The organism is Amycolatopsis sp. 2-15 (genome assembly GCF_030285625.1).
GTDB classification, from domain to species: domain Bacteria; phylum Actinomycetota; class Actinomycetes; order Mycobacteriales; family Pseudonocardiaceae; genus Amycolatopsis; species Amycolatopsis carbonis.
On record NZ_CP127294.1, the window covers coordinates 1,595,846 to 1,619,472 of the forward strand.

The 23,627-nt window shown below is 70.4% G+C and carries 28 protein-coding genes, 1 tRNA gene and 1 pseudogene; 15 read left to right on the plus strand and 15 right to left on the minus strand.

Translation table 11 applies throughout. The features are described 5' to 3' along the window. Nucleotides 1-91: 91 nt before the first annotated feature. A complete protein-coding gene (locus QRX50_RS07925; protein ID WP_285974391.1) occupies nucleotides 92-1,411 on the plus strand; it encodes an FAD-dependent oxidoreductase in 1,320 nt (439 codons plus the stop codon). Here the strand turns inward: QRX50_RS07925 and QRX50_RS07930 are convergent. Then, complete coding sequence (locus tag QRX50_RS07930; RefSeq protein WP_285974392.1) at nucleotides 1,408-2,007, minus strand: LuxR C-terminal-related transcriptional regulator; 600 nt, start codon at nucleotides 2,005-2,007, stop codon at nucleotides 1,408-1,410. The two genes, QRX50_RS07925 and QRX50_RS07930, sit on opposite strands and share 4 nt — an antisense overlap. Further along, nucleotides 2,004-3,857 carry a sensor histidine kinase gene (locus QRX50_RS07935; protein WP_285971308.1) on the minus strand — a complete coding sequence of 618 codons (1,854 nt, stop codon included), beginning with the start codon at nucleotides 3,855-3,857 and terminating at the stop codon, nucleotides 2,004-2,006. Before QRX50_RS07935 ends, QRX50_RS07930 begins: the two co-directional genes overlap by 4 nt. Nucleotides 3,858-4,026: 169 nt before the next feature. On the opposite strand from QRX50_RS07935, the gene QRX50_RS07940 reads away from it, so the two are divergent. The 3 genes from QRX50_RS07940 to QRX50_RS07950 all read left to right on the plus strand — a co-directional run bounded on the left by QRX50_RS07940 (nucleotide 4,027) and on the right by QRX50_RS07950 (nucleotide 5,960). Beyond that, nucleotides 4,027-4,737 (plus strand): ABC transporter ATP-binding protein, encoded by a 711-nt coding sequence (locus QRX50_RS07940; RefSeq protein ID WP_285971309.1) that lies wholly within the window; start codon nucleotides 4,027-4,029, stop codon nucleotides 4,735-4,737. Between the two features lie 2 nt (nucleotides 4,738-4,739). After that, nucleotides 4,740-5,474: an ABC transporter permease gene (locus tag QRX50_RS07945; RefSeq protein WP_285971310.1), complete on the plus strand. Its 735-nt coding sequence runs from the start codon at nucleotides 4,740-4,742 to the stop codon at nucleotides 5,472-5,474. Nucleotides 5,475-5,567: 93 nt separating this feature from the next. Beyond that, on the plus strand, nucleotides 5,568-5,960 hold the full coding sequence (locus tag QRX50_RS07950; RefSeq protein WP_285971311.1) for an SCO5389 family protein: 393 nt from the start codon (nucleotides 5,568-5,570) through the stop codon (nucleotides 5,958-5,960). A gap of 9 nt (nucleotides 5,961-5,969) precedes the next feature. Here QRX50_RS07950 and QRX50_RS07955 read toward each other — a convergent pair whose 3' ends face one another. Genes QRX50_RS07955 through QRX50_RS07965 form a run of 3 tightly spaced genes read right to left on the minus strand, consistent with a single transcriptional unit; the run spans nucleotide 5,970 to nucleotide 8,088 of the window. Beyond that, nucleotides 5,970-7,001 carry an LLM class flavin-dependent oxidoreductase gene (locus QRX50_RS07955; RefSeq protein WP_353074103.1) on the minus strand — a complete coding sequence of 344 codons (1,032 nt, stop codon included), beginning with the start codon at nucleotides 6,999-7,001 and terminating at the stop codon, nucleotides 5,970-5,972. Then, nucleotides 6,953-7,111, minus strand: coding sequence for a hypothetical protein (locus tag QRX50_RS07960; RefSeq protein WP_285971312.1), 159 nt, complete (start codon nucleotides 7,109-7,111; stop codon nucleotides 6,953-6,955). Before QRX50_RS07960 ends, QRX50_RS07955 begins: the two co-directional genes overlap by 49 nt. Then, nucleotides 7,111-8,088 carry a class E sortase gene (locus QRX50_RS07965; RefSeq protein ID WP_285971313.1) on the minus strand — a complete coding sequence of 326 codons (978 nt, stop codon included), beginning with the start codon at nucleotides 8,086-8,088 and terminating at the stop codon, nucleotides 7,111-7,113. Before QRX50_RS07965 ends, QRX50_RS07960 begins: the two co-directional genes overlap by 1 nt. 622 nt (nucleotides 8,089-8,710) lie before the next feature. Here QRX50_RS07965 and crgA point away from each other — a divergent pair. Together crgA and QRX50_RS07975 are read left to right on the plus strand one after the other, a co-directional pair. After that, nucleotides 8,711-8,977 carry a cell division protein CrgA gene (gene crgA / locus QRX50_RS07970; RefSeq protein WP_220245435.1) on the plus strand — a complete coding sequence of 89 codons (267 nt, stop codon included), beginning with the start codon at nucleotides 8,711-8,713 and terminating at the stop codon, nucleotides 8,975-8,977. A gap of 118 nt (nucleotides 8,978-9,095) precedes the next feature. Next, nucleotides 9,096-9,467 (plus strand): PH domain-containing protein, encoded by a 372-nt coding sequence (locus QRX50_RS07975; protein WP_285971314.1) that lies wholly within the window; start codon nucleotides 9,096-9,098, stop codon nucleotides 9,465-9,467. A 9-nt stretch (nucleotides 9,468-9,476) separates the two neighbouring features. Here QRX50_RS07975 and QRX50_RS07980 read toward each other — a convergent pair whose 3' ends face one another. Next, nucleotides 9,477-10,046, minus strand: coding sequence for a TetR/AcrR family transcriptional regulator (locus tag QRX50_RS07980; protein WP_285971315.1), 570 nt, complete (start codon nucleotides 10,044-10,046; stop codon nucleotides 9,477-9,479). Between the two features lie 97 nt (nucleotides 10,047-10,143). On the opposite strand from QRX50_RS07980, the gene QRX50_RS07985 reads away from it, so the two are divergent. Continuing rightward, nucleotides 10,144-10,914: a carboxymuconolactone decarboxylase family protein gene (locus QRX50_RS07985; RefSeq protein WP_285971316.1), complete on the plus strand. Its 771-nt coding sequence runs from the start codon at nucleotides 10,144-10,146 to the stop codon at nucleotides 10,912-10,914. A gap of 60 nt (nucleotides 10,915-10,974) precedes the next feature. Here the strand turns inward: QRX50_RS07985 and QRX50_RS07990 are convergent, their stop codons facing one another. Together QRX50_RS07990 and QRX50_RS07995 are read right to left on the minus strand one after the other, a co-directional pair. Further along, nucleotides 10,975-11,724, minus strand: a complete 750-nt coding sequence (locus tag QRX50_RS07990) for a rhomboid family intramembrane serine protease (RefSeq protein ID WP_353074105.1) — start codon at nucleotides 11,722-11,724, stop codon at nucleotides 10,975-10,977. A 202-nt stretch (nucleotides 11,725-11,926) separates the two neighbouring features. Further along, nucleotides 11,927-12,451, minus strand: a complete 525-nt coding sequence (locus QRX50_RS07995; protein ID WP_285971318.1) for a peptidylprolyl isomerase — start codon at nucleotides 12,449-12,451, stop codon at nucleotides 11,927-11,929. 206 nt (nucleotides 12,452-12,657) lie between these two features. Here QRX50_RS07995 and QRX50_RS49440 point away from each other — a divergent pair. Continuing rightward, nucleotides 12,658-13,280, plus strand: a pseudogene (locus QRX50_RS49440) (hypothetical protein). 65 nt (nucleotides 13,281-13,345) lie between these two features. Here QRX50_RS49440 and QRX50_RS08005 read toward each other — a convergent pair. Next, nucleotides 13,346-13,798 (minus strand): DUF6918 family protein, encoded by a 453-nt coding sequence (locus tag QRX50_RS08005; protein ID WP_285971320.1) that lies wholly within the window; start codon nucleotides 13,796-13,798, stop codon nucleotides 13,346-13,348. Nucleotides 13,799-13,936: 138 nt separating this feature from the next. Next, nucleotides 13,937-14,473, minus strand: a complete 537-nt coding sequence (locus QRX50_RS08010) for a DUF2020 domain-containing protein (protein WP_285971321.1) — start codon at nucleotides 14,471-14,473, stop codon at nucleotides 13,937-13,939. A 158-nt stretch (nucleotides 14,474-14,631) separates the two neighbouring features. Between QRX50_RS08010 and QRX50_RS08015 the strand changes: the two genes are divergently transcribed. From QRX50_RS08015 to QRX50_RS08025, 3 genes are all read left to right on the plus strand, one after another. Beyond that, nucleotides 14,632-15,054 carry a DoxX family protein gene (locus tag QRX50_RS08015; protein WP_285971322.1) on the plus strand — a complete coding sequence of 141 codons (423 nt, stop codon included), beginning with the start codon at nucleotides 14,632-14,634 and terminating at the stop codon, nucleotides 15,052-15,054. Nucleotides 15,055-15,479: 425 nt separating this feature from the next. Beyond that, nucleotides 15,480-15,860 carry a hypothetical protein gene (locus tag QRX50_RS08020; protein ID WP_285971323.1) on the plus strand — a complete coding sequence of 127 codons (381 nt, stop codon included), beginning with the start codon at nucleotides 15,480-15,482 and terminating at the stop codon, nucleotides 15,858-15,860. 1 nt (nucleotide 15,861) lies between these two features. Further along, entirely contained in the window at nucleotides 15,862-16,500 is a 639-nt protein-coding gene (locus tag QRX50_RS08025; protein WP_285971324.1) for a pyridoxine/pyridoxamine 5'-phosphate oxidase, read from the plus strand. Nucleotides 16,501-16,735: 235 nt separating this feature from the next. On the opposite strand, the gene QRX50_RS08030 is transcribed toward QRX50_RS08025, so the two are convergent. Next, complete coding sequence (locus QRX50_RS08030; RefSeq protein WP_285971325.1) at nucleotides 16,736-17,554, minus strand: aminoglycoside phosphotransferase family protein; 819 nt, start codon at nucleotides 17,552-17,554, stop codon at nucleotides 16,736-16,738. 63 nt (nucleotides 17,555-17,617) lie between these two features. Here QRX50_RS08030 and QRX50_RS08035 point away from each other — a divergent pair, with 63 nt between their 5' ends. Next, nucleotides 17,618-18,502 (plus strand): hypothetical protein, encoded by an 885-nt coding sequence (locus QRX50_RS08035; RefSeq protein WP_285971326.1) that lies wholly within the window; start codon nucleotides 17,618-17,620, stop codon nucleotides 18,500-18,502. 9 nt (nucleotides 18,503-18,511) lie between these two features. Further along, complete coding sequence (locus QRX50_RS08040; RefSeq protein ID WP_285971327.1) at nucleotides 18,512-19,348, plus strand: PHP domain-containing protein; 837 nt, start codon at nucleotides 18,512-18,514, stop codon at nucleotides 19,346-19,348. Here QRX50_RS08040 and QRX50_RS08045 read toward each other — a convergent pair. Next, entirely contained in the window at nucleotides 19,345-19,977 is a 633-nt protein-coding gene (locus tag QRX50_RS08045) for a TetR/AcrR family transcriptional regulator (RefSeq protein ID WP_285971328.1), read from the minus strand. The genes QRX50_RS08040 and QRX50_RS08045 overlap by 4 nt on opposite strands. A 73-nt stretch (nucleotides 19,978-20,050) precedes the next feature. Between QRX50_RS08045 and QRX50_RS08050 the strand changes: the two genes are divergently transcribed. Continuing rightward, on the plus strand, nucleotides 20,051-21,460 hold the full coding sequence (locus QRX50_RS08050) for an FAD-dependent monooxygenase (protein ID WP_285971329.1): 1,410 nt from the start codon (nucleotides 20,051-20,053) through the stop codon (nucleotides 21,458-21,460). Here the strand turns inward: QRX50_RS08050 and QRX50_RS08055 are convergent. Then, complete coding sequence (locus tag QRX50_RS08055; RefSeq protein ID WP_285971330.1) at nucleotides 21,439-22,101, minus strand: RibD family protein; 663 nt, start codon at nucleotides 22,099-22,101, stop codon at nucleotides 21,439-21,441. The two genes, QRX50_RS08050 and QRX50_RS08055, sit on opposite strands and share 22 nt — an antisense overlap. Nucleotides 22,102-22,145: 44 nt before the next feature. Here QRX50_RS08055 and QRX50_RS08060 point away from each other — a divergent pair, with 44 nt between their 5' ends. Beyond that, nucleotides 22,146-23,129 (plus strand): methyltransferase, encoded by a 984-nt coding sequence (locus QRX50_RS08060; RefSeq protein WP_285971331.1) that lies wholly within the window; start codon nucleotides 22,146-22,148, stop codon nucleotides 23,127-23,129. A gap of 100 nt (nucleotides 23,130-23,229) precedes the next feature. Here the strand turns inward: QRX50_RS08060 and QRX50_RS08065 are convergent. Together QRX50_RS08065 and QRX50_RS08070 are read right to left on the minus strand one after the other, a co-directional pair. Further along, a tRNA-Ala gene (locus tag QRX50_RS08065) sits at nucleotides 23,230-23,302 on the minus strand. Nucleotides 23,303-23,337: 35 nt separating this feature from the next. Further along, a complete protein-coding gene (locus tag QRX50_RS08070) occupies nucleotides 23,338-23,511 on the minus strand; it encodes a DLW-39 family protein (protein ID WP_220245417.1) in 174 nt (57 codons plus the stop codon). Nucleotides 23,512-23,627 lie beyond the last annotated feature (116 nt).

The window sequence follows — 23,627 nt, forward strand, 5'->3', positions numbered from 1 at the left end:
CATTTGCTGGACCGTACGCCAGATCACAGTGAAAGTTAGGTAGCCCTAACTTACCGTGGGTACCGTGAGCCGATCCCTTCGCGTAGCGGTCGTGGGCGCCGGCCCCGCCGGTATCTACGCCGCCGACATCCTGGACAAGTCCGACGCCGATGTGCAGGTCGACCTGTTCGAGCGCATGCCCGCGCCGTTCGGGTTGATCCGCTACGGCGTCGCGCCCGACCACCCGCGGATCAAGGGCATCGTGACCGCCCTGCACAAGGTGCTCGACCGCCCGAACATCCGCCTGCTCGGCAACGTCGACTACGGCACCGACCTGAAGCTCGACGAGCTGCGCGAGTTCTACGACGCCGTGATCTTCTCCACCGGCGCGATGGCCGACCGGCCGCTCGACATCCCGGGCGCCGACCTCCATGGCAGCCACGGCGCCGCCGACTTCGTGAGCTGGTACGACGGCCACCCCGACGTGCCGCGCACCTGGCCCTTGGAAGCCACCTCCGTCGCCGTGCTCGGCGTCGGCAACGTGGCGCTCGACGTCGCCCGCATCCTCGCGAAGACGGCCGACGAGCTGCTCACCACCGACATCCCGGCCAACGTCTACGAAGGACTGAAGGCCAGCCCCGTCACCGACGTGCACGTGTTCGGCCGCCGCGGCCCGGCGCAGGCGAAGTTCACGCCGCTGGAGCTGCGCGAGCTCGACCATTCGCCCAACGTCGAGGTGATCGTGCACCCCGAGGACATGGAGTTCGACGAGGCCAGCATCACCGCGCTGCGGGCGTCGAAGCAGATCGACATGGTCGTGAAGACGTTGCAGGAGTGGGCAATTCGCGACGAGGACACCCGGCCGAAGCGGCTGCACCTGCACTTCTTCCACTCGCCGGCCGAGGTGCTCGGCGAGGACGGCCGGGTGACCGGCCTGCGCACCGAGCGGACCGAGTACGACGGTGAGGGCGGCGTGCGCGGCACGGGCGAGTTCCACGACTGGGACGTTCAGGCCGTGTACCGCGCGGTCGGCTACCTGTCGTCGCACCTGCCGGAGATCCCGTTCGACCACGTCGCGGGCGTCGTGCCGAACCAGGCCGGCCGCGTGCTGGACCTCGACGAGAACCAGCTGCCCGGCGTCTACGTCACCGGCTGGATCAAGCGCGGCCCGATCGGCCTGATCGGCCACACGAAGGGCGACGCGGCCGAGACCGTCGCGAGCCTGCTGGCCGATGCCGACACGCTCACGTCGCCGAAGCACGACTCGCCCCACGCGATCCTCGACTTCCTCGCCGGGCGCGGGATTCCGTTCACCACCTGGGAAGGCTGGGGCAAGCTCGACGCGCACGAGAAGTCGCTGGGCGAGCCGCACGGCCGGGAGCGGATCAAGGTCGTGGAGCGCGACGAGATGGTGCGAGTTTCGCGCGGTTAAGCCGCGCCTAGGTAGGCGAGCACGGCCAGCACGCGGCGGTTGGTGTCGTCGGAAGCGGCGATGCCGAGCTTCGTGAAGAGGTTGGCCGTGTGCTTGCCGACGGCGCCCCCGCTGAAGTGCAGGCGCGCGGCGATCGCGGCGTTGGAGCAGCCCTCGGCCATGAGCTCCAGCACCTCGCGTTCGCGCGGGGTCAGGGCCGCGAGCGGGTCATTCGCGTTGCCTGCCACCAGTTTCGCGATCACCTCGGGGTCCATGGCTGTGCCGCCGGCGGCGACGCGGCGCACGGCGTCGACGAACTGCTCGGCGTTGAACACGCGGTCCTTCAACAGGTAGCCGACGGCGCCGGTGCCGTCGGCGAGCAGCTCACGCGCGTAGAGCTGCTCGACGTGTTGCGACAGCACGAGGATCGGCAGGCCGGGCATTTCCCGGCGGGCGGCGAGCGCCACCTGTAGGCCTTCGTCGGTGTTCGTCGGGGGCATGCGAACGTCCACAACGGACACGTCCGGCCGGTGTTCCCGCAGTGCCGCCGCGAGTTCAGGGCCTGAGCCGACCGCGGCGACGACGTCGAAGCCGTGCGCGGTGAGCAGGTGGGTCAGGCCGTCTCGGAGGAGGTACTGGTCTTCGGCGATGACGGTTCGGGGGCGGCCGGTGCCGGGTCCTTGACCGCCGGTTCCGGGACTGTCTGGCACGGCACCTCCAGGATCGCCTCGGTCGGTCCGCCCGGTGGGCTGGTGAGGCCAAACGTACCGTCGAAAGCCCCCGCCCTGCGCTCGATTCCACGAAGTCCCGATCCACGTGCGGCTTCGGCGCCGCCGCTGCCGTCGTCGGTCACGACCACGCGCAGCATGCCGTCGGAGTGCGTCAGCGAGACCGCAACCCGTTTCGCGCCACCGTGTTTCGCCGCGTTGCCCAGCAGTTCGCACACAGCGAAGTAGGCACAGGCCTCCACCGGCTGCTCGACCCGGCCGGGCACGTCGGCCGTCACGTCGACCTTGAGCGGGCTGTCGAGCGCGACCGCGCGCACGGCGTCGACCAGGCCGCGTTCGGACAGCACCGGCGGGTGGATGCCGCGCACGAGCAGCCGCAGCTCCGTCAGCGCCTCGGCCGAGGCGGTGCGCAGCTCGGCGGCCAGCCGTTTGGCCGCTTCGGGATCGCTGTCGATCAGCGCCTCGACCGCGCCCAGCTTCATCCCCATGGCCACGAGCCGCGACTGGATGCCGTCGTGCAGGTCGCGTTCGATGCGGCGCAGCTCCGCGGCCTGGGCCACGGTGACGTCGGTGCGCGACTGGTCCAGCCGCGCCACGCGTTGCGCGAGCCGGGTCGCCTCCGTCGGCCCGAGCCACACCCGCGCGAAGCGGGCCTGCTGCCGGGCCAGCCACGTCGTCGGCGCCAGGCCCGCGACCAGCACCACGAGGACGAGTGGCGTTTGCGCGAGCGCGCCGAGGTGCGTCGACACCTCGGGCAGCGGGTACCACTGGACCGGCGACACCACGAACGGCCGCCCCACCCAGAGGGTCGCCAAGCCGGTCAGGCTCCAGCCGAGCAGTACGATCGTCGGCAGCGACAGGACCAGCGAGACCACGGGGATCAGCGCGCCGCCGACGAGGTCGCGCCAGGTGGCCCGGTCGCGCAGGACCCACCGCGTGCGGGCGCGCTGCAGCGGCCAGAACGGCTCGTCGTACAGCTGCTGGCCGAACTGGTAGAGCCCGTCGGCGCGCGGCACCGGCAGCCCGGGCGGCGGCAGGTACGGCCGCGCGATGCGCACGCCCGTCCAGTTGCCGGCCTCACGGCGGAGCGTGTCGGTGATCGTCCGGCTTCCCACCACGAGCGGCGCGGCCACCGGTGCCGCGCCGATGATCACCACGAGCTGCCACGCCGAGAAGACCAGATGCACGAGCGCCAGCGCGAGAATCGCGAACTGGTGCCCCGCCGACTCCGTGTGCCGGTGCAGCCACCGCTTGCGAGCGGGGTCGGCGGCCGGGTGCGGCCCGAGCCAATGGCGGGTCCACCGGCCGTACCAGCGCAGTGCGCGGCGCCGGAACAAGACGGAGAGCAGCGCCGTGACCAGCGCGAACGGCGGGTTCAGCACCTGCCAGCCGAGCTCGCGGCCCGTCGCCGGATCCTCCATGATCCACGTGAAACGTCGGTTCCAGCGGATCCACCACGCGCGTTTGTAGAGCTGGTTGCCGTCGCGGTACCAGCCGTCGCGCTCGCGTTCCGGCTCTACCGGCGCCGGCCGGTACGGGGTCGCGACGTCGATCTCGCACCACCGGCCGACGAGCTCCCGCGTGCGCGCCGAACGCCCGCGGGCCCGGTCGATGACCGGGGTGAAGAAGAAGACGAGCCCGACGCAGAGCAGCAGGAAGGCCAGCAGCTCCACGAGCGCGTCGACCCAGCTCAGCAGCGCGAGGCCGGCGAGGACGAACGCTCGCCGCACGGATTCCATTCGCCGCACCCCCTTTCCCGCAGTCTGACCGAGCCGGACGCTCGAACGCACTGGCCGAAGCTCCCGGACCGGGGTGGGCCCAGCCCCACCCCCGCGTCAGCGAAACCCCACCTGAGCTGGGGTTTCAGCGTCATTCTGCGGGACGTCGCGCGCTTTTAGCGTTTATCGCATGCCACTCATCGAAGTCACCGAGCTCCGCAAAACCTACGGCAAGCGGGTCGCGGTCGACGGCGTTTCGTTCACCGTCGAGCGCGGCGAGATCTTCGGCATCCTCGGCACCAACGGCGCCGGCAAGACCACCACCGTCGAATGCCTCCAGGGCCTGCGCCGGCCCGACAGTGGTGTGATTTCCGTGCTCGGCCTGGATCCCGCGCAGGACGCCGCTCAGCTGCACCAGCGCGTCGGCGTGCAGCTGCAGGATGCCCGCCTGCCCGAAAAGCTGCGGGTGGCCGAGGCGCTGGAGCTGTTCGCCGCGTTCTACCCGCACCCGGCCGACGTCGGGCTGTTGCTGCGGCAGCTGCGGCTGGAAGAGCACCGGACCACGGCGTTCGGCAAGCTCTCCGGCGGCCTGCGGCAGCGGCTGTCGATCGCGCTCGCGCTGGTCGGCGACCCCGAGATCGCGATCCTCGACGAGCTCACCACCGGCCTCGACCCGCACTCGCGCCGCGACACCTGGCAACTCGTGACCGGGGTGCGGGGCGCCGGCGTGACCGTCGTGCTCGTAACCCACTTCATGGACGAGGCCGAGCGCCTCTGCGACCGCGTCGCCGTGTTCGACGCCGGCCGGATCGTCGCCACCGGCACCCCGGCCGAACTCCGTGCCACCACGGGTAAATCCACTTTGGACGACGCGTTCGTCACCCTCACCGGACGGAGCTGACCGTGCACACCTTCACCAAACTTCTCGCCACCGAAGCGAAACTCTTCCTCCGCACGCCGATGTGGGCGATCTTCGGGATCCTGTTGCCGACCGCGGTCCTGGTCGGCGTCGGCTCGATCCCCGGCATGAGCAAACCGAGCGAGGTGACCGGTGGTTACCGCTTCATCGACCTGTGGGTCCCCTCGCTCGTGGTCGTCGGGCTCGCGATGCTCGGCCTGCAGTCGATCCCCTCGGCCGTCGCGAGCTACCGCGAGCAGGGTGTGCTGCGCCGGCTCGCGACCACGCCCGTGCCACCCGCGTTCCTGCTGCTGGCGCAGCTGGTGCTGCACGCCGCGGTGGCGCTCGCGGGCGTCGCGCTGATGCTGGTGACCGCACACGTCGGGTTCGACGTGCCACTTCCGCGCCACCCGCTGACCTACGTCGTGACGCTGCTGCTGGGTCTGGTGTCGGTGTTCGCGCTCGGCCTCGTCGCGGCTTCGATCGCCCGCACGGCGAAGGCCGCGGCCGCGCTCGCGATGATCGCGTTCTTCCCGATCATGTTCCTCGGCGGCGTGTACCTGCCGCGGCCGCTGCTGCCCGAGGTGATCCAGCGGATCGGCGCGTACGTGCCGCCGGGCACGCAACCGCTGCAGGACGCGTGGGTGGGCGCGGGCGTTCAGCCGCTGCAATTCGTCGCTCTGGCCGCGTTCGCGCTGGGCGGGACGGCGCTGGCCGTGCGGCTGTTCCGGTGGGAGTGATCCACCGAAGTGGTGATGAATACCGTTTTCTCTTGTGGCCTGCTCGGCCAGGCGAGTAGCCAGGAAGGGGAACCACTCACCATGGAGGTTGTCTTGTCTCTGGACGTATCGCCCGCGCTGCTGGAAAAGGCCGAGCGCGGGGAGGTCTCCGACGCCGAGTTCGTCGCCTGCGTGCGGGAGTCGCTGCCCTACGCGTGGGAAGTGATCACGGGCGTGATCGCCGAGGCCGACGGCGCGCCGGATGGCTTCGCCGACAACGAGACGCCGCCGCCGAGCGAGGCCGCACGCGGGCAGCTGCTGCGTGCGCTGGCCTCCGACGCCATCCGCGGCGGGCTCGAGCGCCACTTCGGCGTGAAGCTCGCTTTCCAGAACTGCCACCGGGTGGCGGTGTTCCGGACGTCCGAAATGGACAGTGACCGCTACCGCGCGTTCGTGTCGGTGCGCGGGCAGCTGCTCAACCAGAGCCCGGAGCTGCGGGACTGCTAGCGGTACCGGTCAAGACCTGAGCGCGGGCAGCACCTCGGCGCCGATCCGCGCGATGTTCTCCTCCGTGCCCTCCGGCGTACCGGACGCCTCCACGAACATGATCACGTGGGCGGCCCCGGTGCGCCGGAGGCTCGTTTCCAGCGTCGCCACGCAGTAGTCCGGATCCCCGACCGGGTGGATCTCGCACAGGTGCTCGGTGTACTCGTGCGGATCACGCGACGGACCGGGCCGGCCATCCACCGTCACGTGGGCGCCGAGCCCGTCGGAAAGCCAGCCGGGCAACGACTTCCGCATCACGTCGAGGGCCGCCTCACGGCTGTCGCCGACCTCGCAGAGGACCGTGGACACGTGGTTGTTGTGCCCGCCGTAGGCCTCGACGGTCGCGGCCTTCTCGTCGTCACCGGCGTGAAGCCCGAGCAGCATCGGCAAGCCGCGCTCGGCAGCCAGCCGCACGGCGTCGGACTTCGGCCCGCCGGCCGCCACGACCACCTCCGGCCGCCGCCGCGGCGCCGGCACCAGCGGCACCTCGCGGAAGGCGAAGTGTTCACCAGCCGCGGACGCGGTGCCGTTCGCAGCGGTGAGCAGCACGTCGAGTGATTCCTCGAAACCGCTCTCGTACCGCTCGAGCCCGGTGCCGAACACCTCCAGGTCCTGCCACGGCCCGCCGCGCCCGACGCCGAGGCGCAGCCGGCCGCCGGACACCGCGTCGAGCATCGACCACTGCTCCGCCAGCGCCACCGGGTGCGTCGTCGACAGCACGCTCACCGCCGTGCCGACGGCGATCCGCGACGTGCGCCCGAGGACGTGCGCGGCGAGCGTGATCGCCGACGGGCACACGCCGTAGGGCAGGAAGTGGTGCTCGGCGAGCCAGACGTCGTCGAAGCCCGCCGCCTCGGCGGCCTCGGCCGCGCGCACGGTCCTGAGCAGCACTTCGGCGTCCTCCTGCCCCGGGAACCGCCCGGAGACGAGGAAGACGCCGAAGCGGGTGTGCCTCAGTTGTCCACCGACACTTCGTTGAACGGCAGCAGTGGGTCGAGCCACGGGAACACCACGAACATCAGCAGCGCGATGATGCCGAGCACCAGCACGACCGCGATCGTCAGCTTCGCTGCGAACGGTCCCGGCAGGCGCCGCCAGAGCCACGCGTACATCAGGCAGCACCGCCGATCTCGGTCAGGAGCTTCCCGTAGTCGGCCACCTGCGACTTCGGCACCTGCTGCGTGAGCACGGACGTGATGATCAGCCGTTGCTTCGCGGAGAACTGCGGGTGACACGTTGTGAGCGTGAGCAGCGACGCCTCCTGCGCCTTCGGCAGCGTGTCGGCCGGCTTGTACGGCACCGGGTTCACGGCGTCGCCCTGGCTCGGGAGCACGACCTTGCGGCCGAACGTCTGGTCGTACGCACCGCCGCCCGCGATGCTCGGGTTGCGCAGCGTCGACACGCCCTTGCACTCCGGCTGCGCGCCCTTGCCACTGCTCCAGCCGGAGATCTCGTCGTCGTAGGGCAGGACCTTGTAGATGTAGAAGTCGGTCTGCGTCTCGATCACGATCTGGTCACACGAGCTGAGGTTGTCCAGGTCGTTGAACGGCGCGCCCTTGCCCACGCGGTGGCCGGCGACGCCGAAGTTGCCGGGCTCGCCGGGCAGCGCCGTGCCCTTGTAGTGGCCGGGGCCGATGGCGAGCGAGTCTTCGCCCGTGCCCTCCTGGATCGTGAAGTTGAAGTCGGCGCCGAACGCCGGGATGTGGATGCGCGCGAACGCCTTGCCGTCGACGAGGCCGGGGTGCAGCGTGCGGTCCTTGGCCCAGTCGCCCTGGAGCTGGTCACTCGCCGCCGACTGCTTCTCGGCCGAGAACAGGTCGGTCACGTAGACCTCGTAGACCATGAACAGCAGCACGACCAGGCCGAGCGTGATGAGGATTTCCCCGGCCGTGCGGATCGCGACGCCACTCTTGCCCAGCGATGCGGGCTGGGGCTTCTCCTTCAGCGCGGTGCTGCCGCCGGCTTCGACGGCGGCGAAGACCTCCGTGGGCTGATCGGCCACGACGGGCCGCGGCCTGCGCCTGGGGTCGGGCCCACCGCCGCGCGGCGGCTGCGTGGGACGGCCGGTCCCGCGGGGCGGGGTGCCCATCCGCTCGGTGCTTTGCGGCGCCGTTCCCTCGGTGCGCGGCGGGAGATTCAGGCGCTCGGTGCCGCGAGGCGGAGTACCGGTTCCCTCGGCCCGGGCGGCGGCGCGTCGGCCCGGGTCACCCTGCGGGCGTCGAGAAGAAGGTGGCGGGTTCCGCTGGTCGGCCGCGTCAGGGCCGTACTGCTGAGCGGGACGCGGCTGCCGCTGTTCGGGTGATCTGCGCTGGTCGGCCTGCCTGCGCGCCGGGTCACCCGCGACCCGGCGGGGCGGCGGCGGCACTCTCGGGGTGGGGTCCTCCGGGGGCTGCCTGCGCGGTCTCGCGGCGCCATCGGCACCAGGCGGCGGCTGGCGTCGCCGCTGGCCGTCAGGCCCTCCAGTGGGGCGGCGGCGGTCGTCTTCACCCGGCCAATCCTGCGTCGTCACGCAAGCTCCTCTCACACCGCCGGTGGAACTGCCGGTGGCGCTATTGTCACAGTCCGGAAATCCGACCGCTCCCGCCCGGTGCTCTGGAGCCGTCGTTTACGTTAACGTGTTCACGTGGCGCTGGTTGCGCAACCCGACGAGCGGGACGCCCGCGAACAGGCACCGCCACCAGGCAGAGCCAGAACAGCACGCGAGGAACACGATGCCGAAGTCCAAGGTCCGCAAGAAGACCGCGTACACCCCGCCCGTTGATCGCCGGACGCCGGTGAAGGTCAAGGCCGCGGGCCCGTCGAACCTGTTCTACAAGATCGTCATGTTCGGCCTCATGCTCCTCGGGCTGCTGTGGCTCATCGTGAACTACATCGCCGGCGACAAGATTTCGTTCCTGACCTCTCTCGGGAACTGGAACTTCGGCATCGGTTTCGCGGCGATGATCGTCGGCCTGCTCATGACCATGCGCTGGCGCTGATCATTACTCCGGATGGCGGCTTGACACCGAATTACACCGGTGTGACTCATCCCCAGTGTGGATAACCTCTGTGGATAACTACCCCACCTCGTGGGCACCCCTTCCGGCCCTTGTGGTAGTGGCCTGGCTGGTCACAGCCCTGCTGCTCGCCGGCGCGGTGCTCGACGGGCTCTTCGGCGACGGCAAGGGCGCAGTCCTGATGGGGCTCGCCACCGTGGCGATCGGGGCCTTCGCGGCGCACTGGAGCGTGGTCCGCCCACGCCTGTCCGTCGACGCCGAGGGCCTGGTCACCCGCACCCTCGGCGGCTCGCACCGCCTGCCGTGGGCCCGCACCTCCATCCAGCTGCGCACCACCCGCCGCCTGGGCCGCGACGGCGTCACACTGGAGCTGGAACACGACGACGAGCTCTACATCTTCGGCCGCATCGACCTCGGCGAAGACCCGCGAGACGTCATGGACGCGCTCACTGCCTTGCGTAGCGCGTTCTAAGCGGGCCTGCTAGCCGGCCGCCGGCGTCGCGGCGAGGAGAACCGCCGCGGTCTGCTTCGCGCGCCGTGCCGCGTCGGGCGTGCGCTCCCGAAGCGCGGTGACGACCGCGCCGTCCATGAGCAGGTGCAGCGCCTGGGCAGTGGGCTCCGGCGCGGGATGACCGCTGTCCCGCAGCAAGCCCGTGAGGTAGCCGATCACCGCGACCTTGTGTTCGTTGGCCACGTCGTGGGCCACGCTCGTGGGGTCGGCGGTCTCGACGATGGTGTTGATGAACGCACAGCCCCGGAAGTCCTGCCACCCGAACCGTTCCTCGAGGGCGTCGAACACCGCCAGCGGCTTGTCCGCGGCGGTGCCGGCCAGCGCCTCGACCCGTGCGGCAAGCCACTCCCGCCAGGCGGTGTCCCGGCGGCGCAGCACCTCGACGATCAGGTCGTCCTTGCTCGTGAAGTGCCGGTAGAAGGACGCCCGGCCCACTCCGGACTCCTCCAGGATTCGCTCGACGCCGACCGCACGAGTGCCGTCCGCGTAGAACAACCGCTCCGCCGACTCCAGCAGTCGCTGCCTCGCCTGGGTTGCCATGCCAAAATGGTACCAGTCGGTTCCGTCTTGACAAGATGGAACCAGTTGGTACCGTTATCAAGTCAGATGGAACCGACTGGTACCAACTGGAGAACTCATGCCTCGCGTCCCGCAGCTCGCCCTCGACCAGGCCGACCTCAGCACCGAGCAGCGCGAGCTGCTGGAGCAGACCAAGGCTCAGCTCGGCAAGGTGCCCAACCTGTACGCGGCGATCGCCAACGGGCCCGCCACCCTGCGCGGATACCTGGCGCTGCGCGACTCCCTCGGACACGGCGTGCTCGACGCGCGCACCAGGGTGAAACTCGCGCTGCTTATCGCCCAGGAAAACGGCTGCGAGTACTGCGTCGCCGCCCACACGATGCGCGGCAGCCGCCTGTTCAAGATGTCCGCCCAGCAGCTGCTCGACACCCGCCACGCCCTCGACGACGACCACCACACCGAAGCCGTGCTGCGCGTCGCGGTGATCGTGCTCCGCTCGGGCGGGCGGATCGACGACAAGGCCATCGCGAGCGCTCGCGAAGCCGGCGTCACCGACGCGGAGCTGATGGAGATCGTCGGCCACATCGCGCTCAACGTGCTCTCCAACTACGCCAACCACCTCGCCCAGCCGGACCTGGACTTCCCCGCGATCGAGCTCGAGCCGCGTGACGAAATGTCCCGGTCGTGGCAGCGCGCCGACGAGGTGGAGCTCGTCGAGGGATACGTGCTCACCGACGCCGAAGGCACTGAAACCCGCACGGTGCGCAACGTGGAGATCTCCTACAGCGGCGGGTTCGTGCACATCCGCCACGTCGGGGCCGACCTCGTGCAAACGGTGTCCGCGCCGGGGATCCGCCGCATCCGCCAGGGCCTGCCGACCGCCGCGTAAGCCCGGGTCGATCGCCTGCCGGCCGAGTCGAGGGGCCCGGCCGGTGGGCGGCAACCGTTCCTAACTCACCAGCGACGAGAGCACGACGCCGCGGTAGACGGACAGGCCGATCAGCGCCACCACGATGATCGACACACCGATCACCTGCCAGCGGACTCGGTCGCGGTCCGGCGCGTAGAGGATCGCCACGGCCACGAGCGCACCCGTGATGAGCCCGCCGACGTGGGCGAGGATCGAGATGCCGGGGATCGAGAACGTGATGTAGGCGTTGATCGCCAGCGAGACCAGCAACCAGCTCGGGTTGAGCTTGAGCTTGACGACGATCACCGCGTAGCAGCCCATCAGGCCGAACAACGCGCCCGAGGCGCCGCCGGAGACCTGGAACGGGTTGTCGAAAAGCAGCACCGCGACGGACGCGCCGAGCATCGACACGAAGTAGAGCGCCGTGTACCGGGCTTTGCCGAACACCTGCTCCAGTGCGCGGCCCATCATCCACAGCGAGAACATGTTCGCGGCGATGTGAATGATCCCGAAATGCACGAAGCCCGACGTGAAGATGCGCCACCACTCACCACCGACGAGGGTGATGGCGGGCCGCATGGCGCCGGCGAGATCGATCGACGCGTTGCTGTTGTCGAGACTCTTCGCCTGCAGCGCGGTGATCAGGTAGATCAAGACGTTGACGGCGAGCAACGTGATCGTGACGACGACGGAGCTCGTCGGCCGGGCTCCCGCGATCGTGCGCGTGCCCATGCCGGAGTTCTGATACTGGCGGTGCTGCTGCCGCGTCTGCTGCGAGCCGGCGTGCACGCAGTCGGTGCACTGGAAGCCGACGGGGGCTTCCCGGAGGCAGTCGGGGCACGCCGGACGTCCGCAGCGCGCACAGCTGAGACCGGTCGGGCGGTTGGGGTGCCACCAGCAACCGGGGAGCGCGGCCTGCGGAGGGTACGCGGGGGGATTCGGCGGTTGGTTCACGATGACTCCAACCTACCGAAATCCCCCCGAGACGGCCTCAGGCCTCGATGGTGACCTTCTCGATGACGACGTCGGACAGCGGCTTGTCCGCCGGGCCGGTCGCCGCGCGCGCGATCGCGTCGACGACGTTGCGGGACTCCTGGTCCGCCACCTCGCCGAAGATCGTGTGCTTGAAGTTCAGGTGGGTCGTCGGCGAGACGGTGATGAAGAACTGCGAGCCGTTGGTGCCGGGCCCGGCGTTCGCCATCGCCAGCAGGTAGGGCTTGTTGAACTGCAGCTCGGGGTGGAACTCGTCGCCGAACTTGTAGCCGGGGCCGCCGCGACCGGTGCCGGTCGGGTCTCCGCCCTGGATCATGAAGCCGTCGATGACCCGGTGGAAGATCGAGCCGTCGTAGAACGGGCCGGAGTTCGTGCCCTGCGCGTTCGGCTGCGTGTACTCCTTGGAGCCGTCGGCCAGCCCCACGAAGTTCGCGACCGTCTTCGGCGCGTGGTCGGGGAGCAGGTTCACGTGGATGTCACCCTGATTGGTGTGCAGGGTGGCCTTGCGGGCGCTTTCAGTCACGTCGCCATCGTGCCATCCCTTCCCACATTTGGGGGGTTCAGGGGGCTCGCCACGGGGAAACCCGGCGGTAGGACCGCAGGAAGATGGGCATTTCCCGAGGTTTCACCGGTTCCCGATGGGGGAAGACACAGCGTCACGCCGGGAAAAAGGGCACGATAGGTTACGGGCAACAGAGCGATATCAAAACGATTGGTGAGGTGAAGGCCATGACCCGGGCCGCAGATTCGGTGGGCGAGTCGGTGAAGTCCGGCGCGGTCGGCCTGCGCAAGCGAGCCACCGAAGCGGGCAAGGCGGGGCGGCTTCGGCGGCGAAAGCCGCGGAAGCCGGCGCCGAAGAGTTCGCCAAGCAGAGCCGCCGGGCACGCAAGAAGCTCGCGAAGAAGACCGAGCTGACGCGCAAGGAGCTCAAGAAGAGCTCGGCCGCGGCTCGCAAGGAGGCCCTCGCCCGCGTCGCCGAGCTGAAGAAGCCCGGGCGCAAGGCGAAGAAGGCCGCGATCAAGGCCGCGAAGTCCGCCGGTGAATCGAAGCGCCGGGGCAAGAGGGACTTCAAGGCCGCGAAGAAGGACTTCCGCGCCGCGCTGGTCGAGGCGAAGTCGGCGGCCAAGGGCACGCGCAAGCGTCGCCGCTGGCCGTGGCTGCTCGGCCTGGGTGCCGTAGCTGTCGGCACGGCCGTGGTGCTGAAGTCGCGCCAGCAGGAGCCGCCGGTCGCCCCGGCGCCGCCGAAGGCCACCCCGCCGGCTCCCCCGGCGAAGCCCGCTTCGGAGACCAAGCCGTCTCCGGCGAGCAACGGCAAGGCGCCCAGCACGCCGGCCGCCGAGAAGAAGAACTGAACCAGACGCGAAGAGGGCCCCGGGATCGCCGTCCCGGGGCCCTTTTCCGTTGCTACTGAGGCAGATCAGGCCATCGCGGCGTGCTTGTCGATGAGCTGGCCGAGGCGGGGCAGGGCCTCCTCGACGTTCTTCTTGCCGTTCGGGCGCAGCTTCGAGTAGACCTTCTTGATGCTGTCGCGGCTGCTGCGGTCGGCGCGCGAGTCGGTGACGCTCAGCAGCGCGTCGGAGGCCGCGTCGGAACGGCTGGTCAGGTACGCGCCGAAGTCGCTGCCGCCCTGGGCCCGGTAGTCGCCGTAGAACGGCTCGAGGGCCACGGCGAAGTCGTCCAGCAGGGTGTCGACGGCCGAGGGGATGATGCCCGGCTTGATCTTCTTGACAGCGGCGAAGCCGGTCTTCACGACGGCGCCGGAGACCCCGCCCTTGTCGGACACCTCGGCGTCCACGAGGCCCTCGAGGTCGGTCACGACCGACGGGCGACGGCTGGAGTCGAGCAGGATTTCCTTGAGGGTGTCAGCCACGAATCTTGTCCTTGTCGTCGAGATGGCGAAGTGCTTGTGGTGCCGGACGGGCACCCGCCCGCGCGAGTGCTCCAGGCCTGCGCGTGCCGCACAGGGTAATACAAGATCAACTTCACTCACCCGTGTGGAGGCCACTACTCAGAGCTTCAGGGCCGCGATAGCCTTCTTGGCCACTGTGCGTGCTTTGATGCTCTGCTGTTGGTTACTCGTCACGATGACCGCGGCTCCCCCCTTCGAGACCGCGTACGCCACTCCGTCACCGGCCGGCTGGTAGCCGCCCTTCCACCCGGCGGGGTCCGAAGCGGGGTTCGAGGTGTCTACGGGCGCTGCGCGGTTGACCAGTTTCGTCGCGACGTCCTTCGTGCCCACGTACACCTGCACGGTGACCTGGAGCCCGCCGTCGGGGCGGTAGAAGAAGCACGACGGGTGCGGCCCGTCGTCCGAGACGCGTACGGTCGTCACGTGCTGGCCGTTCGCATCCTGCACGGTCTCGGCCGAGAGGTACGGACACTTCGCTTCCCGCGCCGGCTGCGGATCGGGCGGCAGGCCGGGCTCAGCCGCGTGCTTGGTGGTGGTCGACGGCGGCGCGGGCTGCGCGGTGCCCGCGATGGGGGTCGACACGCTGCAGCCGGCGAGCAACGCCAGGGCGGGCGCGAGAGCGAGGATTCGTCGCATAGCGCGCACAGTCAATCATGTCCAGTCACACGAGGGTGAAGAGCGAAAGGTTCAAGTTCCAGCGAGTAAGGGATGTTTCACTCACTGTGGTGGTGTTGAGGCTTGGCTTACCTACCCTTGCAGTCACGTATTTTCCGACTGCCAGGGAGACGACAGCCGTGAAACTCTTCGACAGAGGCCGTGACCACGTCCTCGCGCTCTTCCGCATCGTGCTCGGTTTTCTCTTCTTCTGCCAGGGGGCCTCGACCGTGTTCGGCCTCTGGGGACACCACGCCACGGCCGTCGGCACGTGGCCCGGCTGGTGGGCCGCGCTCATCCAGCTCCTCGGCGGCGCGGCCGTGACGCTCGGCATCGGCACGCGCGTCGCCGCCGTGATCTGCTCCGGCTCCATGGCTTTCGCGTACTTCACCGTGCACATCGGCAAGGCCGTGCTCCCCATCGAGAACGGCGGCGAGCAAGCCGCCATCTTCGCCTGGGCTTTCCTGCTGCTCGCCTTCACCGGCGGCGGCCACTGGGCGCTGACCGACTTGTTCCGCCGGACCCGCGCGGTCCCGGCCACCGGCACGGTCGCCGCCGGCTGACCGCCCCGGCCGCCCGGCGTGCGACGATGAGCGCCGGACGGTCGGTTGTCGCGGTCAGGGGGTGCGAGTGTTCACGCCGGATCAGTACCTGCAGGTGGTGGCCGAGCGCGTCCAGCGCAGCGGCGGCCGGCTCAGCACCGTCCAGATCGGACCCGTGACCGCTGCCGTCGGCCTGTTCACCGAGTCGATCATGTTGTCCACCATGAACTACTGCGTCGTCGCGGCCGCCTACCCGGAGATCGACGCGCAGACGTTGTTCCAGTTCACCGGCCTCGCCACGCAAGACGCGCGCGCCAACGTGCAAGGCACCGTCGGCTGGACGGCCGCCTCCGTCGTGATCGCGGGCCTGGTGGGCCGCGCTGCACCCCGACGCCGCCACGGCCGCGTCGGCGAAAACCGCCAACCAGTTCGGCGGCGAGACGCGCATGGTCGCCGTCGATCCGTACGCCGGCATGACGTACGCCTGGGTCGGCGGCAAGTTCTGGGGCGCGGCGGTGCAGGGATCGGTGAACGCGAAGCTGCTGTTCTGCTTCCCGCAACCGACGGAGGCTTACCAGCAGCTGCAGTGGCAAGCGCAATGGCAGGCACAGCAGGCCGGGTACAACGCCTGGCCTGGCACCGCGCCGAACGACCCCGGTTCGGTCCCCGGCGCGACCGGTCCCACCACCGGCGGCCCCGGCGGCTTCCCGGGCCAGCAAATCCCACCCGGCTGGCAACCCCAGATCCCGCCACCCCCGGCCGCCGGCCCACCCGGCCCCCAGCCACCGCACTACCCACCACCGGGCCGCCCACCGTACGGTCAGTGACATGGTTTCCCTACGCGGCTGGCAATCCTTCCCCGAAGAGCTCCCTTCCTTCGACCCGGACACTGCCCCGGAAACCCCCGAAGAGCTGTTCCTCGAATGGCTCACCGAGGCCGGCGAACACGTCCTCGCCCCTCACGCCGTCACCCTGTCCACAGTGGACTCCGACGGCGCCCCCGACGCCCGCGTCGTGATCCTCAAGGACGTCGCCCCGTCCGCCTGGGCCATCGCCACCAGCTCGGAAAGCCCCAAGGGCCGCCAGCTGGACAAGACTCCCCACGCCGCCCTCACCTTCTTCTGGCCCGCCCGCGGCCGCCAGGTCCGCGTCCGCGGCACCGTCGCCCCGGCCGCCCCGGAGATCTCGGCGGCAGACTTCCTGGCCCGCCCACCCGCCTCCCGCGTCGAAGCCTTCATCGGCCACCAGTCCGAACCCCTCCCGGACCCCGCCAAACTCACCGAAGCCGCCGACGCCGCCGCCCACTGGGTCGCCGAAAACCCCGACACCGCCCCCAAAACCTGGACGCGCTACCTCGTCACCCCCACGACGGTCGAGTTCTGGCAAGCCGCACACGACCGCCGCCACCTCCGCCTCCGCTACCTCCGCGACGCCGACACCTGGACCCGCGAACGCCTCTGGCCCTGACGGCCCGCCTAGCCAGGCCTGCAGCCGCTCGCCCGCAACCCGGCCGGCGACAGCCACGCCGGCTTGCCACCCGGCGGACAAGTCGGCCGAGCGGTTGGCCGGCGAGCGCGAGACTTGCTAGCCGAGAGACGGAGCTGGCGAACCCCGACACCCGCCCACCAGCTCACAGCGGGCGGACCAGCTTCACCGGCCGCCACCAACCCCAGCACCCGCGACTGCCTCCAGCCCCGCCCCGTCAGGCCTGCAGCCGCGCCAACGCGGCCCGGCCGGCGACCGCCCACGTCGGCTTCCCGCCCGGCGGGCCGGCTTCGCCGATGGACACCAGACGCGACGCCGACAGCACGGCCCAGCCCCGGGCGCGCCGGATCGTGGCGTCGTCCGTGGCGTACGCGGTGAAGAGGCGCGAAGCGTCGGGCAGGAGGACCCAGGCGGCGGCGAGGTCCGTCGCGGGGTCGCCGCCGCAGAGTTCGCCGAAGTCGAGGACGCCGGAGAGGGTGCCGTCGGTGGTCACGACGTTGGCCGGGTGGAGGTCGCCGTGGAGCCAGACCGGCGGGCCGGACCAGGCGGGGGCAGCAAGGGCGTCGGCCCAGATCGCGCGCAGGGGCGCGGTCGGCAGTGCCGGCGTGAAGGTCGCAAGGGGGAGGCCGCGGTCGGAGTTGGTCAACGCGTCAGCAGGCGCCTCGCGGTGCAGCGCGGTGAGGAAGGCGCCCAGGGCAACGGCGGCGTCGGCGCAGGTGACCGGCGCGCGGTCGGCCGGGGTGCCGGGCACCCAGCTGACGACGGTCCAGTGCTTCGGGAACCGCTCCGAAGGAACGCCCAGGCGCACGGGCGTCGGGACCGGCAGCGGAAGACGCGAGGCGAGCGAAGGCAACCAGCGGTGTTCCTTCACCAGCAGGTCGGACGCGCGCTCCGTCGCGTACGGGAGGCGGACGGCGAGGTCGCCGCCCAGGCGCCAGAGCTGGTTGTCCCAGCCGGTGGCGGCGTGGCGCAGCGGGAAGGCGGCGAGGTCAGGGTGCTGGTCGCGCAGGAGGGCGCGGATCAGCTCTTCGGTCATGAGCGGTCCCCCGGTGTCCGAACTGTTCAAGACGCGCGCGCGGGAGCGTGCGACGGTGATCGTATGACTGTGAACCTCGCTGCTGCCGCGTCCTTCCTCGCCACGCACGGGCGGGTGCTCGACCGCCGCCGGTTCGAGCTGCTGTTCGGTGAAGGTGAAGGTGATGCGGAGGCTGTGCTCTCGGCCGTCGCGGCGTACCGCAACGCCGACGGCGGCTACGGCTGGGGCCTGGAGCCCGATCTGCGTGCGCCGGAGAGCCAGCCGGGTGGGGCGCTGCACGCGTTCGAGGTGTTCGAGGACATCGCGCCGAAGACCACGCCGCTGTCGCTGGAGCTGTGTGACTGGCTGGAGTCCGTGTCGCTGCCGGGTGGCGGGTTGCCGTTCGCGTTCCCCGTCGCGGACCGCGCCGGGAACGCTCCATTTTGGACGGACGCCGACCCGACGAAGTTCTCCCTCCAGAGCACGGCTTTCGTCGCGTCGACGGCGTTGCGCGTCGCGGCCCACGACAAGGCCGTGGCGGAACACCCGTGGCTCACGGCCGCGGTGTCGACCTGCCTGGACGCCATCTCCCGCGTGGAGGAGCAGCCGCACGCGATCGAGCTGTCGTTCGCCATCCGGTTCCTCGACGCCGCGCACGCGACCCGCCCGGAGGCCGACGAGCTCCTCGACCACCTCGGCAAGTTCCTGCCGCCCGACGGCATCCTCCACGTCGCCGGCGGCGGCGAGGACGAGGTCCTGCGGCCACTGGACTTCTCGCCGATCCCGGGCCCGTCGCGCAAGGTGCTCGACCCCGCCGCGATCGCCGCCGAGCTCGAGCGCCTCGAGTCCCAGCAGCTCGAAGACGGCGGCTGGACGGTCGACTTCGGCAGCTTCTCCCCGGCGGCGTCGCTCGAATGGCGCGGCTACGCCACCGTTCGCGCGATTTCGGTGCTGCGAGCCAACTCGTAGTGTGGGGGCGTGCTGCCGCAGGACAGCCACGTCCACACCGAGTGGTCGTGGGACACCGTCACCGGGTCGATGGTCCAGTCGTGCCAGCGCGCGCTCGCGCTCGGGCTGCCGTCGCTGGCGTTCACGGAGCACGCCGACCTCACGCCGTGGCTCATCCCGGAGCCGATCCGGCCGCACCTGCCCGACCACTTCCGCGTGCGGCTGCGGACGGACGGCGTGCTGGCGCCGCCTGCCCTCGACGTCGAGGGTTACCTCGCGTGCGTGCAGGAGTGCCGCGAGCGGTTCCCGGATCTGCGGATCCTGTCGGGGGTGGAGCTGAGTGAGCCGCACTGGCACCGGCCGGAGGCGGACGCGTTGCTGGCGGCGCACCGCTTCGAGCGGGTGCTGGGGTCGGTGCACTCGCTGCCCGAAGGGTCCCATCACTACGAGCTGAGCGTGATCGCGGACCGCCCGACCGACGCGACGCTGCGCGCGTACCTGGGCGAGGTGCTGGGCCTGGTGGAGTCGACGGCCGATTTCGAGGTCCTGGCCCACATCGACTACGCGCTGCGCACCTGGCCTTCGTCGAAACCCTTCGTGGCCGCGGACTTCGAGGAGGAGTTCCGCACGGTTCTGCGCGCGTTGGCCGGCAGTGGGCGCGCCCTGGAGCTCAACACGAAAGTCCCCCTGCCACACGACGTTCTCCTGTGGTGGGCCGCCGAAGGTGGCCGGATCCTCTCCTTCGGCAGCGACGCCCACGCGCCCGAACTCGTCGGCCACGCGTTCGCCGAGGCCGCCGCGTTGGCGACTTCGTGCGGGTTCCAACCTGGCCGCACTCCGCACGACCTGTGGATCCGCCGCGGCTAGCTCTTGCCGAGCGTCCCGAGGCCGTTCATCAGCAGGTCGAAGCCCAGTTCGGCCGCCGCGACCGCCTCGGGGTACGCGTGGGTCGCGGAGACGCCGTTCGCCATGCGGTGGTGGTTCTCCATCGACAGCCGCCACTGCACGGACGCGATCTGCGCGGCCGCCAGGCGCGCGGTCAGCGGCGGCAGGTCCGGTGAGTCGCCGAGCTCGGCCGCCAGCGCCAGTTCCCCGCTTTCCCGGAACCGCAACAGGCTCGGCAACAGGGTCGGCGTGCCCATGATCAGCCTGTACAAAGCCAGCACCTGCGGCAGGTCGCAGAGCCCGGTGATCGGGTCGTGGCGGCGCAGGCCGTCGAGGAAATGCTCGCGCAGCGCGGGAAGCGGCGCGGCGCGGTGCGCGCGGACCACGCGTGCGCTCTCGTGTTCGTGGTCGGCGATGCGGTGCAGGACGAGGTCGTCCTTGCCCTGGAAGTAGGCGAACAACGTCCGCCGCGACACCTCCGCGGCCTCCGCGACCTGCGAGATCGACACCTGGTCGAAGCCGTGCTCGAAGAACAGCTCGAGGGCGGCGTTCGAGATCGCCTCGCGCGTGCGCTGCTTCTTTCGCTCCCGCAGGCCGGTCTGCTCGTCCACGAAAACAGGCTACCGCGGTGGTGCACTCGGGGCTATATTGCACTCAGTCTACTTCTGCACTGAGGAGCACTTCATGGATGTGATAGTGGTCGGAGCGGGCCCGGCCGGGTTGACGCTGGCCCACGAGCTCGCCCTCGGCGGCGCCGAGGTCGTGGTGCTGGAAAAGCTGACCGAACGCGTCGAGCAGACGAAGGGCGGCACGATCCAGCCGCGCACCGCCGAGCTGCTCGACGCGCGAGGCCTGCTCACCGCGATCCGCGAGCGGCAGTTCGAGCGCGCCGCCGTCGGCGGGCACTTCGCCGGGCTGCCGGTGCCACTCGACTGCACCCCTTGGCAGACCAGGCATCCCCACCCGCTTGGCATTCCACAGTGGAAGGTCGAGGAGGTGCTGGAGGCGGCGGCGACCGCTGGTGGCGCGCACGTGCTGCGGGGCCAGCACGTCACCGCAATTCGTGCCGACGACACCGGCGTCACCGTGACTACCGATCGGGACCTGCGCGCCCGGTACGTCGTCGCCTGCGACGGCGCGCACAGCACCGTGCGCAAGCTGCTGGACCTGCCGTTCCCCGGCCGGCCCGGCACGTATCGCGCCGTGCTCACCGACGTGCGACTGTCGGCCGTCTCCGACCTGGTGCCCGCGCAGGCCGGCCACATGAGCACGATGACGAGGACCACCGCCGACCACTGGGGCATGCTCGTGCCGACCGGCGGCGACCACTACCGCTTCACCTACGGCAAACTCGACGAGGCCGAGCCGTCGATGAGCGCGGAAGCCGTGCAGCAGGCGCTCACCGCGATCTACGGCGAACCCACCACACTGGCCGAGGTCCTCACGATCTCGCGCTTCAGCGACGCCACGCGCCAGCTCGAAAACTACCGTCACGGCCGCGTTTTCTTCGCCGGCGACGCCGCCCACATCCATGGGCCGCTCGGCGGGCAGGGACTCAACCTCGGCGTGCAGGACGCTTTCAACCTCGGCTGGAAGCTCGCCGCGACGCTGCGAGGAGCCGCGGACAGCCTCCTCGACACCTACCAGACCGAGCGCCACCCGAAGGCCGCCCGCGTGCTGCACCACACGTCGGCACAACGCGTTCTCGCCGTGCCGAACCCAGACCCGGACCTGCTTGCGCTGAGCGAGATCTTCACCGATCTCATGCGCCTGCCCGAAACCAACCGCTATCTCGCCGGGATGATGTCCGGTTTGGACGATCCCGCTCGGCTGCCCGACCTGGACCTCGTGACCGCCGACGGCCCGACCCGCGTGGCCGAGCTCCTGCGCAACGGGCGCGCCGTCCTGCTCGATTTCACCGGCGGCGTCGAGCTGCCCGCCGGCTGGGCCGAGCGCGTGAACCTGGTGCGCGCCAAGGCAGACACCGCGCTGCCGGCCGTGCTGCTCCGCCCCGACGCCGCCGTCGCCTGGCGCGGCGACACCCCGCTCGAAGACGCTCTGCTCGCGACCTTTCAGCCGGCCTTGGGCGCGTAGCGGATCAGCACGACGTCGCCGATCGCCCGCGTATCCAGCAGTTTCATCCGCCCGCCCGGGTACAACGCGGGCAGCAGGAACCGCGGCGCGGCGGCGGCGCCGACGACGAGCGGCGCGATGGCGAGGTGGATCTCGTCGGCCAGGAGCTGCGAGAGGAACGCGGTATGGATCTGGCCGCCGCCCTCGACCATCAACCGCCGGATGCCACGGTCACCGAGATCGTCGAGCAGCGCGCCGAAGTGGACTTGTGGTCCGAGCGCGACGACCTCGGCGAGCCGACCGAGCCGTTCGCGGGCGATCCGGGCGCCGGTTTCGGTGGTGTAGACGAGCTTTTCGCCGCCGTGGTGCCAAAACTTCCACTCCGGATCGACGTCACCCGACGCCGTCACGGTCACTTTCAACGGGTACGCGGGTTTGCCGGCGCGCACGCGCTCGGCCCGGCGTTCCTCACTGTTGACCAGCAGCCGCGGGTTGTCGGCGCGGATCGTGCCCGCGCCGATCAGGATCGCGTCGGACTCCGCGCGCACCTGGTCGACGCGGTCGAAGTCCTCGGCGTTGGACAGCAGCAGCCGGTCGGGGGTCGTGTCGTCGATCGCCCCGTCGACACTCGTCGCGACGCTCAGCAGAACGTGGGGACGCATCGGCTCTCCTTTTTCGGTTGACCGGCCCGGCACAGTAGACCTTCGTGAGCCACGACGATACGAACTCCCTGCGCCGCCTTGCCGGACTCGCGACGCCGATGGCGCTGCGCGTCGCCGTGACCCTGGGCCTGCCCGCGCGCCTGCGTTTCCCCGCGCCGGCCGCCGACCTCGCGGCCGAGCTGGAGGTGGACCCTGTCGCGCTCGGTCTACTGCTCGACCACCTCACGACGCTCGACGTCCTCGAACACACCGCCGCCGGCCACCGCACCACCGCGTACGGCGAAAACCTGTGCGACGACTTCACCGAAACACTCCTGAATCTCAACACCACCGGCGGGCGGGCCGAGCTGGCGTTCGTCGAACTCGCCCACAGCATCACCACCGGCGAAGCCGCCTACCCGCGCCGCTACGGCCAGGACTTCTGGGCCGATCTCGCCGAGGACGAGCGGCTGCGGGAATCCTTCGACCGCCAGATGACTTTCCGCATCCGCGAGCAAATCCCGCAGATCGTCGCCGGCTACGACTGGTCGCGGTTCTCGACGATCGTCGACGTCGGCGGCGGCCGGGGCGACGTCCTCGCCGCCATCCTCACCGCGAACCCCACACTGCGCGGCCACCTGCTCGACCTGGCCCCGACCGCCGCCGACGCCCGCCGCACCTTCGCCGCCCACGGCCTGGACGCCCAGGTCACCGCCGGCAGCTTCTTCGACCCACTCCCACCCGGCGCCGACGCCTACCTGCTCGTCGACATCCTCCACGACTGGGACGACACCCACGCCCACCGAATCCTCGAGCGCTGCACCGAAGCCGCCGGCTCGACGGGCCGCATCCTCGTCGTCGAACCCGTCACCGGCCGCCAGGCGAACACCGAAAGCGCCCTCGCCATGCTCACCATCTTCGGCGGCCGCGAACGCCGCCTCGACGAGTTCCGCACGCTCGCCTCGGCCCACGGCTTGACGCTGGACACCGTCACAGACCTGACCTCACAGCGCTGTCTGCTCGAACTCCGCCGATTCGGGGTTCACTGACCAAGGTGACCACCGTGGGCGCATGGGGGTTGCACCCCAGAAAACACGGCAGAGCGAGCCGGTTGGCGCATTCCGCCAACACAACTCGCCCCGAGTGACGTGGAGCTGAGGGGAATCGAACCCCTGACCCCCGCCTTGCAAAGGCGGTGCTCTACCAATTGAGCTACAGCCCCGCGCGCGGGTGCCCGTGGGTCACCCGCGCGGTGAGTCAGTTGCGGGAAGCGTCCGCGGCCTTGGCCGGGGTGCTGCCGTTCGCGGAGACCGGGCCCGTGGGGGCGGTCGCCTGGCGCCAGAGGTCCGCCTCGGCCTTGGCAGCCTTGTTGCGCTTGACGACGAACAGAACGCCGCCCGCGACGACTGCGAGTGCCAACAGCTTCTTCATCTGAAGCCCCCTTTTCCAGCTTGCTTCCGTACCCCACGATGCTACTGCACGCGCTGTGCGCCGGATCCGGCGGTTCCAGGGCCGGTGGTACCAGCAGCGGAACCACGGCTTCGTTC

Excerpts from the sequence above, each read along its gene's own strand:
- QRX50_RS07935 (WP_285971308.1), bottom strand. The coding sequence starts at position 3,857 with ATGGAATCCGTGCGGCGAGCGTTCGTCCTCGCCGGCCTCGCGCTGCTG.
- QRX50_RS07940 (WP_285971309.1), top strand. The coding sequence starts at position 4,027 with ATGCCACTCATCGAAGTCACCGAGCTCCGCAAAACCTACGGCAAGCGG.
- QRX50_RS07960 (WP_285971312.1), bottom strand. The coding sequence starts at position 7,111 with ATGTACGCGTGGCTCTGGCGGCGCCTGCCGGGACCGTTCGCAGCGAAG.
- QRX50_RS07965 (WP_285971313.1), bottom strand. The coding sequence starts at position 8,088 with ATGGGCACCCCGCCCCGCGGGACCGGCCGTCCCACGCAGCCGCCGCGC.
- crgA (WP_220245435.1), top strand. The coding sequence starts at position 8,711 with ATGCCGAAGTCCAAGGTCCGCAAGAAGACCGCGTACACCCCGCCCGTT.
- QRX50_RS07980 (WP_285971315.1), bottom strand. The coding sequence starts at position 10,046 with ATGGCAACCCAGGCGAGGCAGCGACTGCTGGAGTCGGCGGAGCGGTTG.
- QRX50_RS07985 (WP_285971316.1), top strand. The coding sequence starts at position 10,144 with ATGCCTCGCGTCCCGCAGCTCGCCCTCGACCAGGCCGACCTCAGCACC.
- QRX50_RS08010 (WP_285971321.1), bottom strand. The coding sequence starts at position 14,473 with ATGCGACGAATCCTCGCTCTCGCGCCCGCCCTGGCGTTGCTCGCCGGC.
- QRX50_RS08020 (WP_285971323.1), top strand. The coding sequence starts at position 15,480 with ATGGTCGCCGTCGATCCGTACGCCGGCATGACGTACGCCTGGGTCGGC.
- QRX50_RS08025 (WP_285971324.1), top strand. The coding sequence starts at position 15,862 with ATGGTTTCCCTACGCGGCTGGCAATCCTTCCCCGAAGAGCTCCCTTCC.
- QRX50_RS08030 (WP_285971325.1), bottom strand. The coding sequence starts at position 17,554 with ATGACCGAAGAGCTGATCCGCGCCCTCCTGCGCGACCAGCACCCTGAC.
- QRX50_RS08035 (WP_285971326.1), top strand. The coding sequence starts at position 17,618 with ATGACTGTGAACCTCGCTGCTGCCGCGTCCTTCCTCGCCACGCACGGG.
- QRX50_RS08050 (WP_285971329.1), top strand. The coding sequence starts at position 20,051 with ATGGATGTGATAGTGGTCGGAGCGGGCCCGGCCGGGTTGACGCTGGCC.
- QRX50_RS08055 (WP_285971330.1), bottom strand. The coding sequence starts at position 22,101 with ATGCGTCCCCACGTTCTGCTGAGCGTCGCGACGAGTGTCGACGGGGCG.
- QRX50_RS08070 (WP_220245417.1), bottom strand. The coding sequence starts at position 23,511 with ATGAAGAAGCTGTTGGCACTCGCAGTCGTCGCGGGCGGCGTTCTGTTC.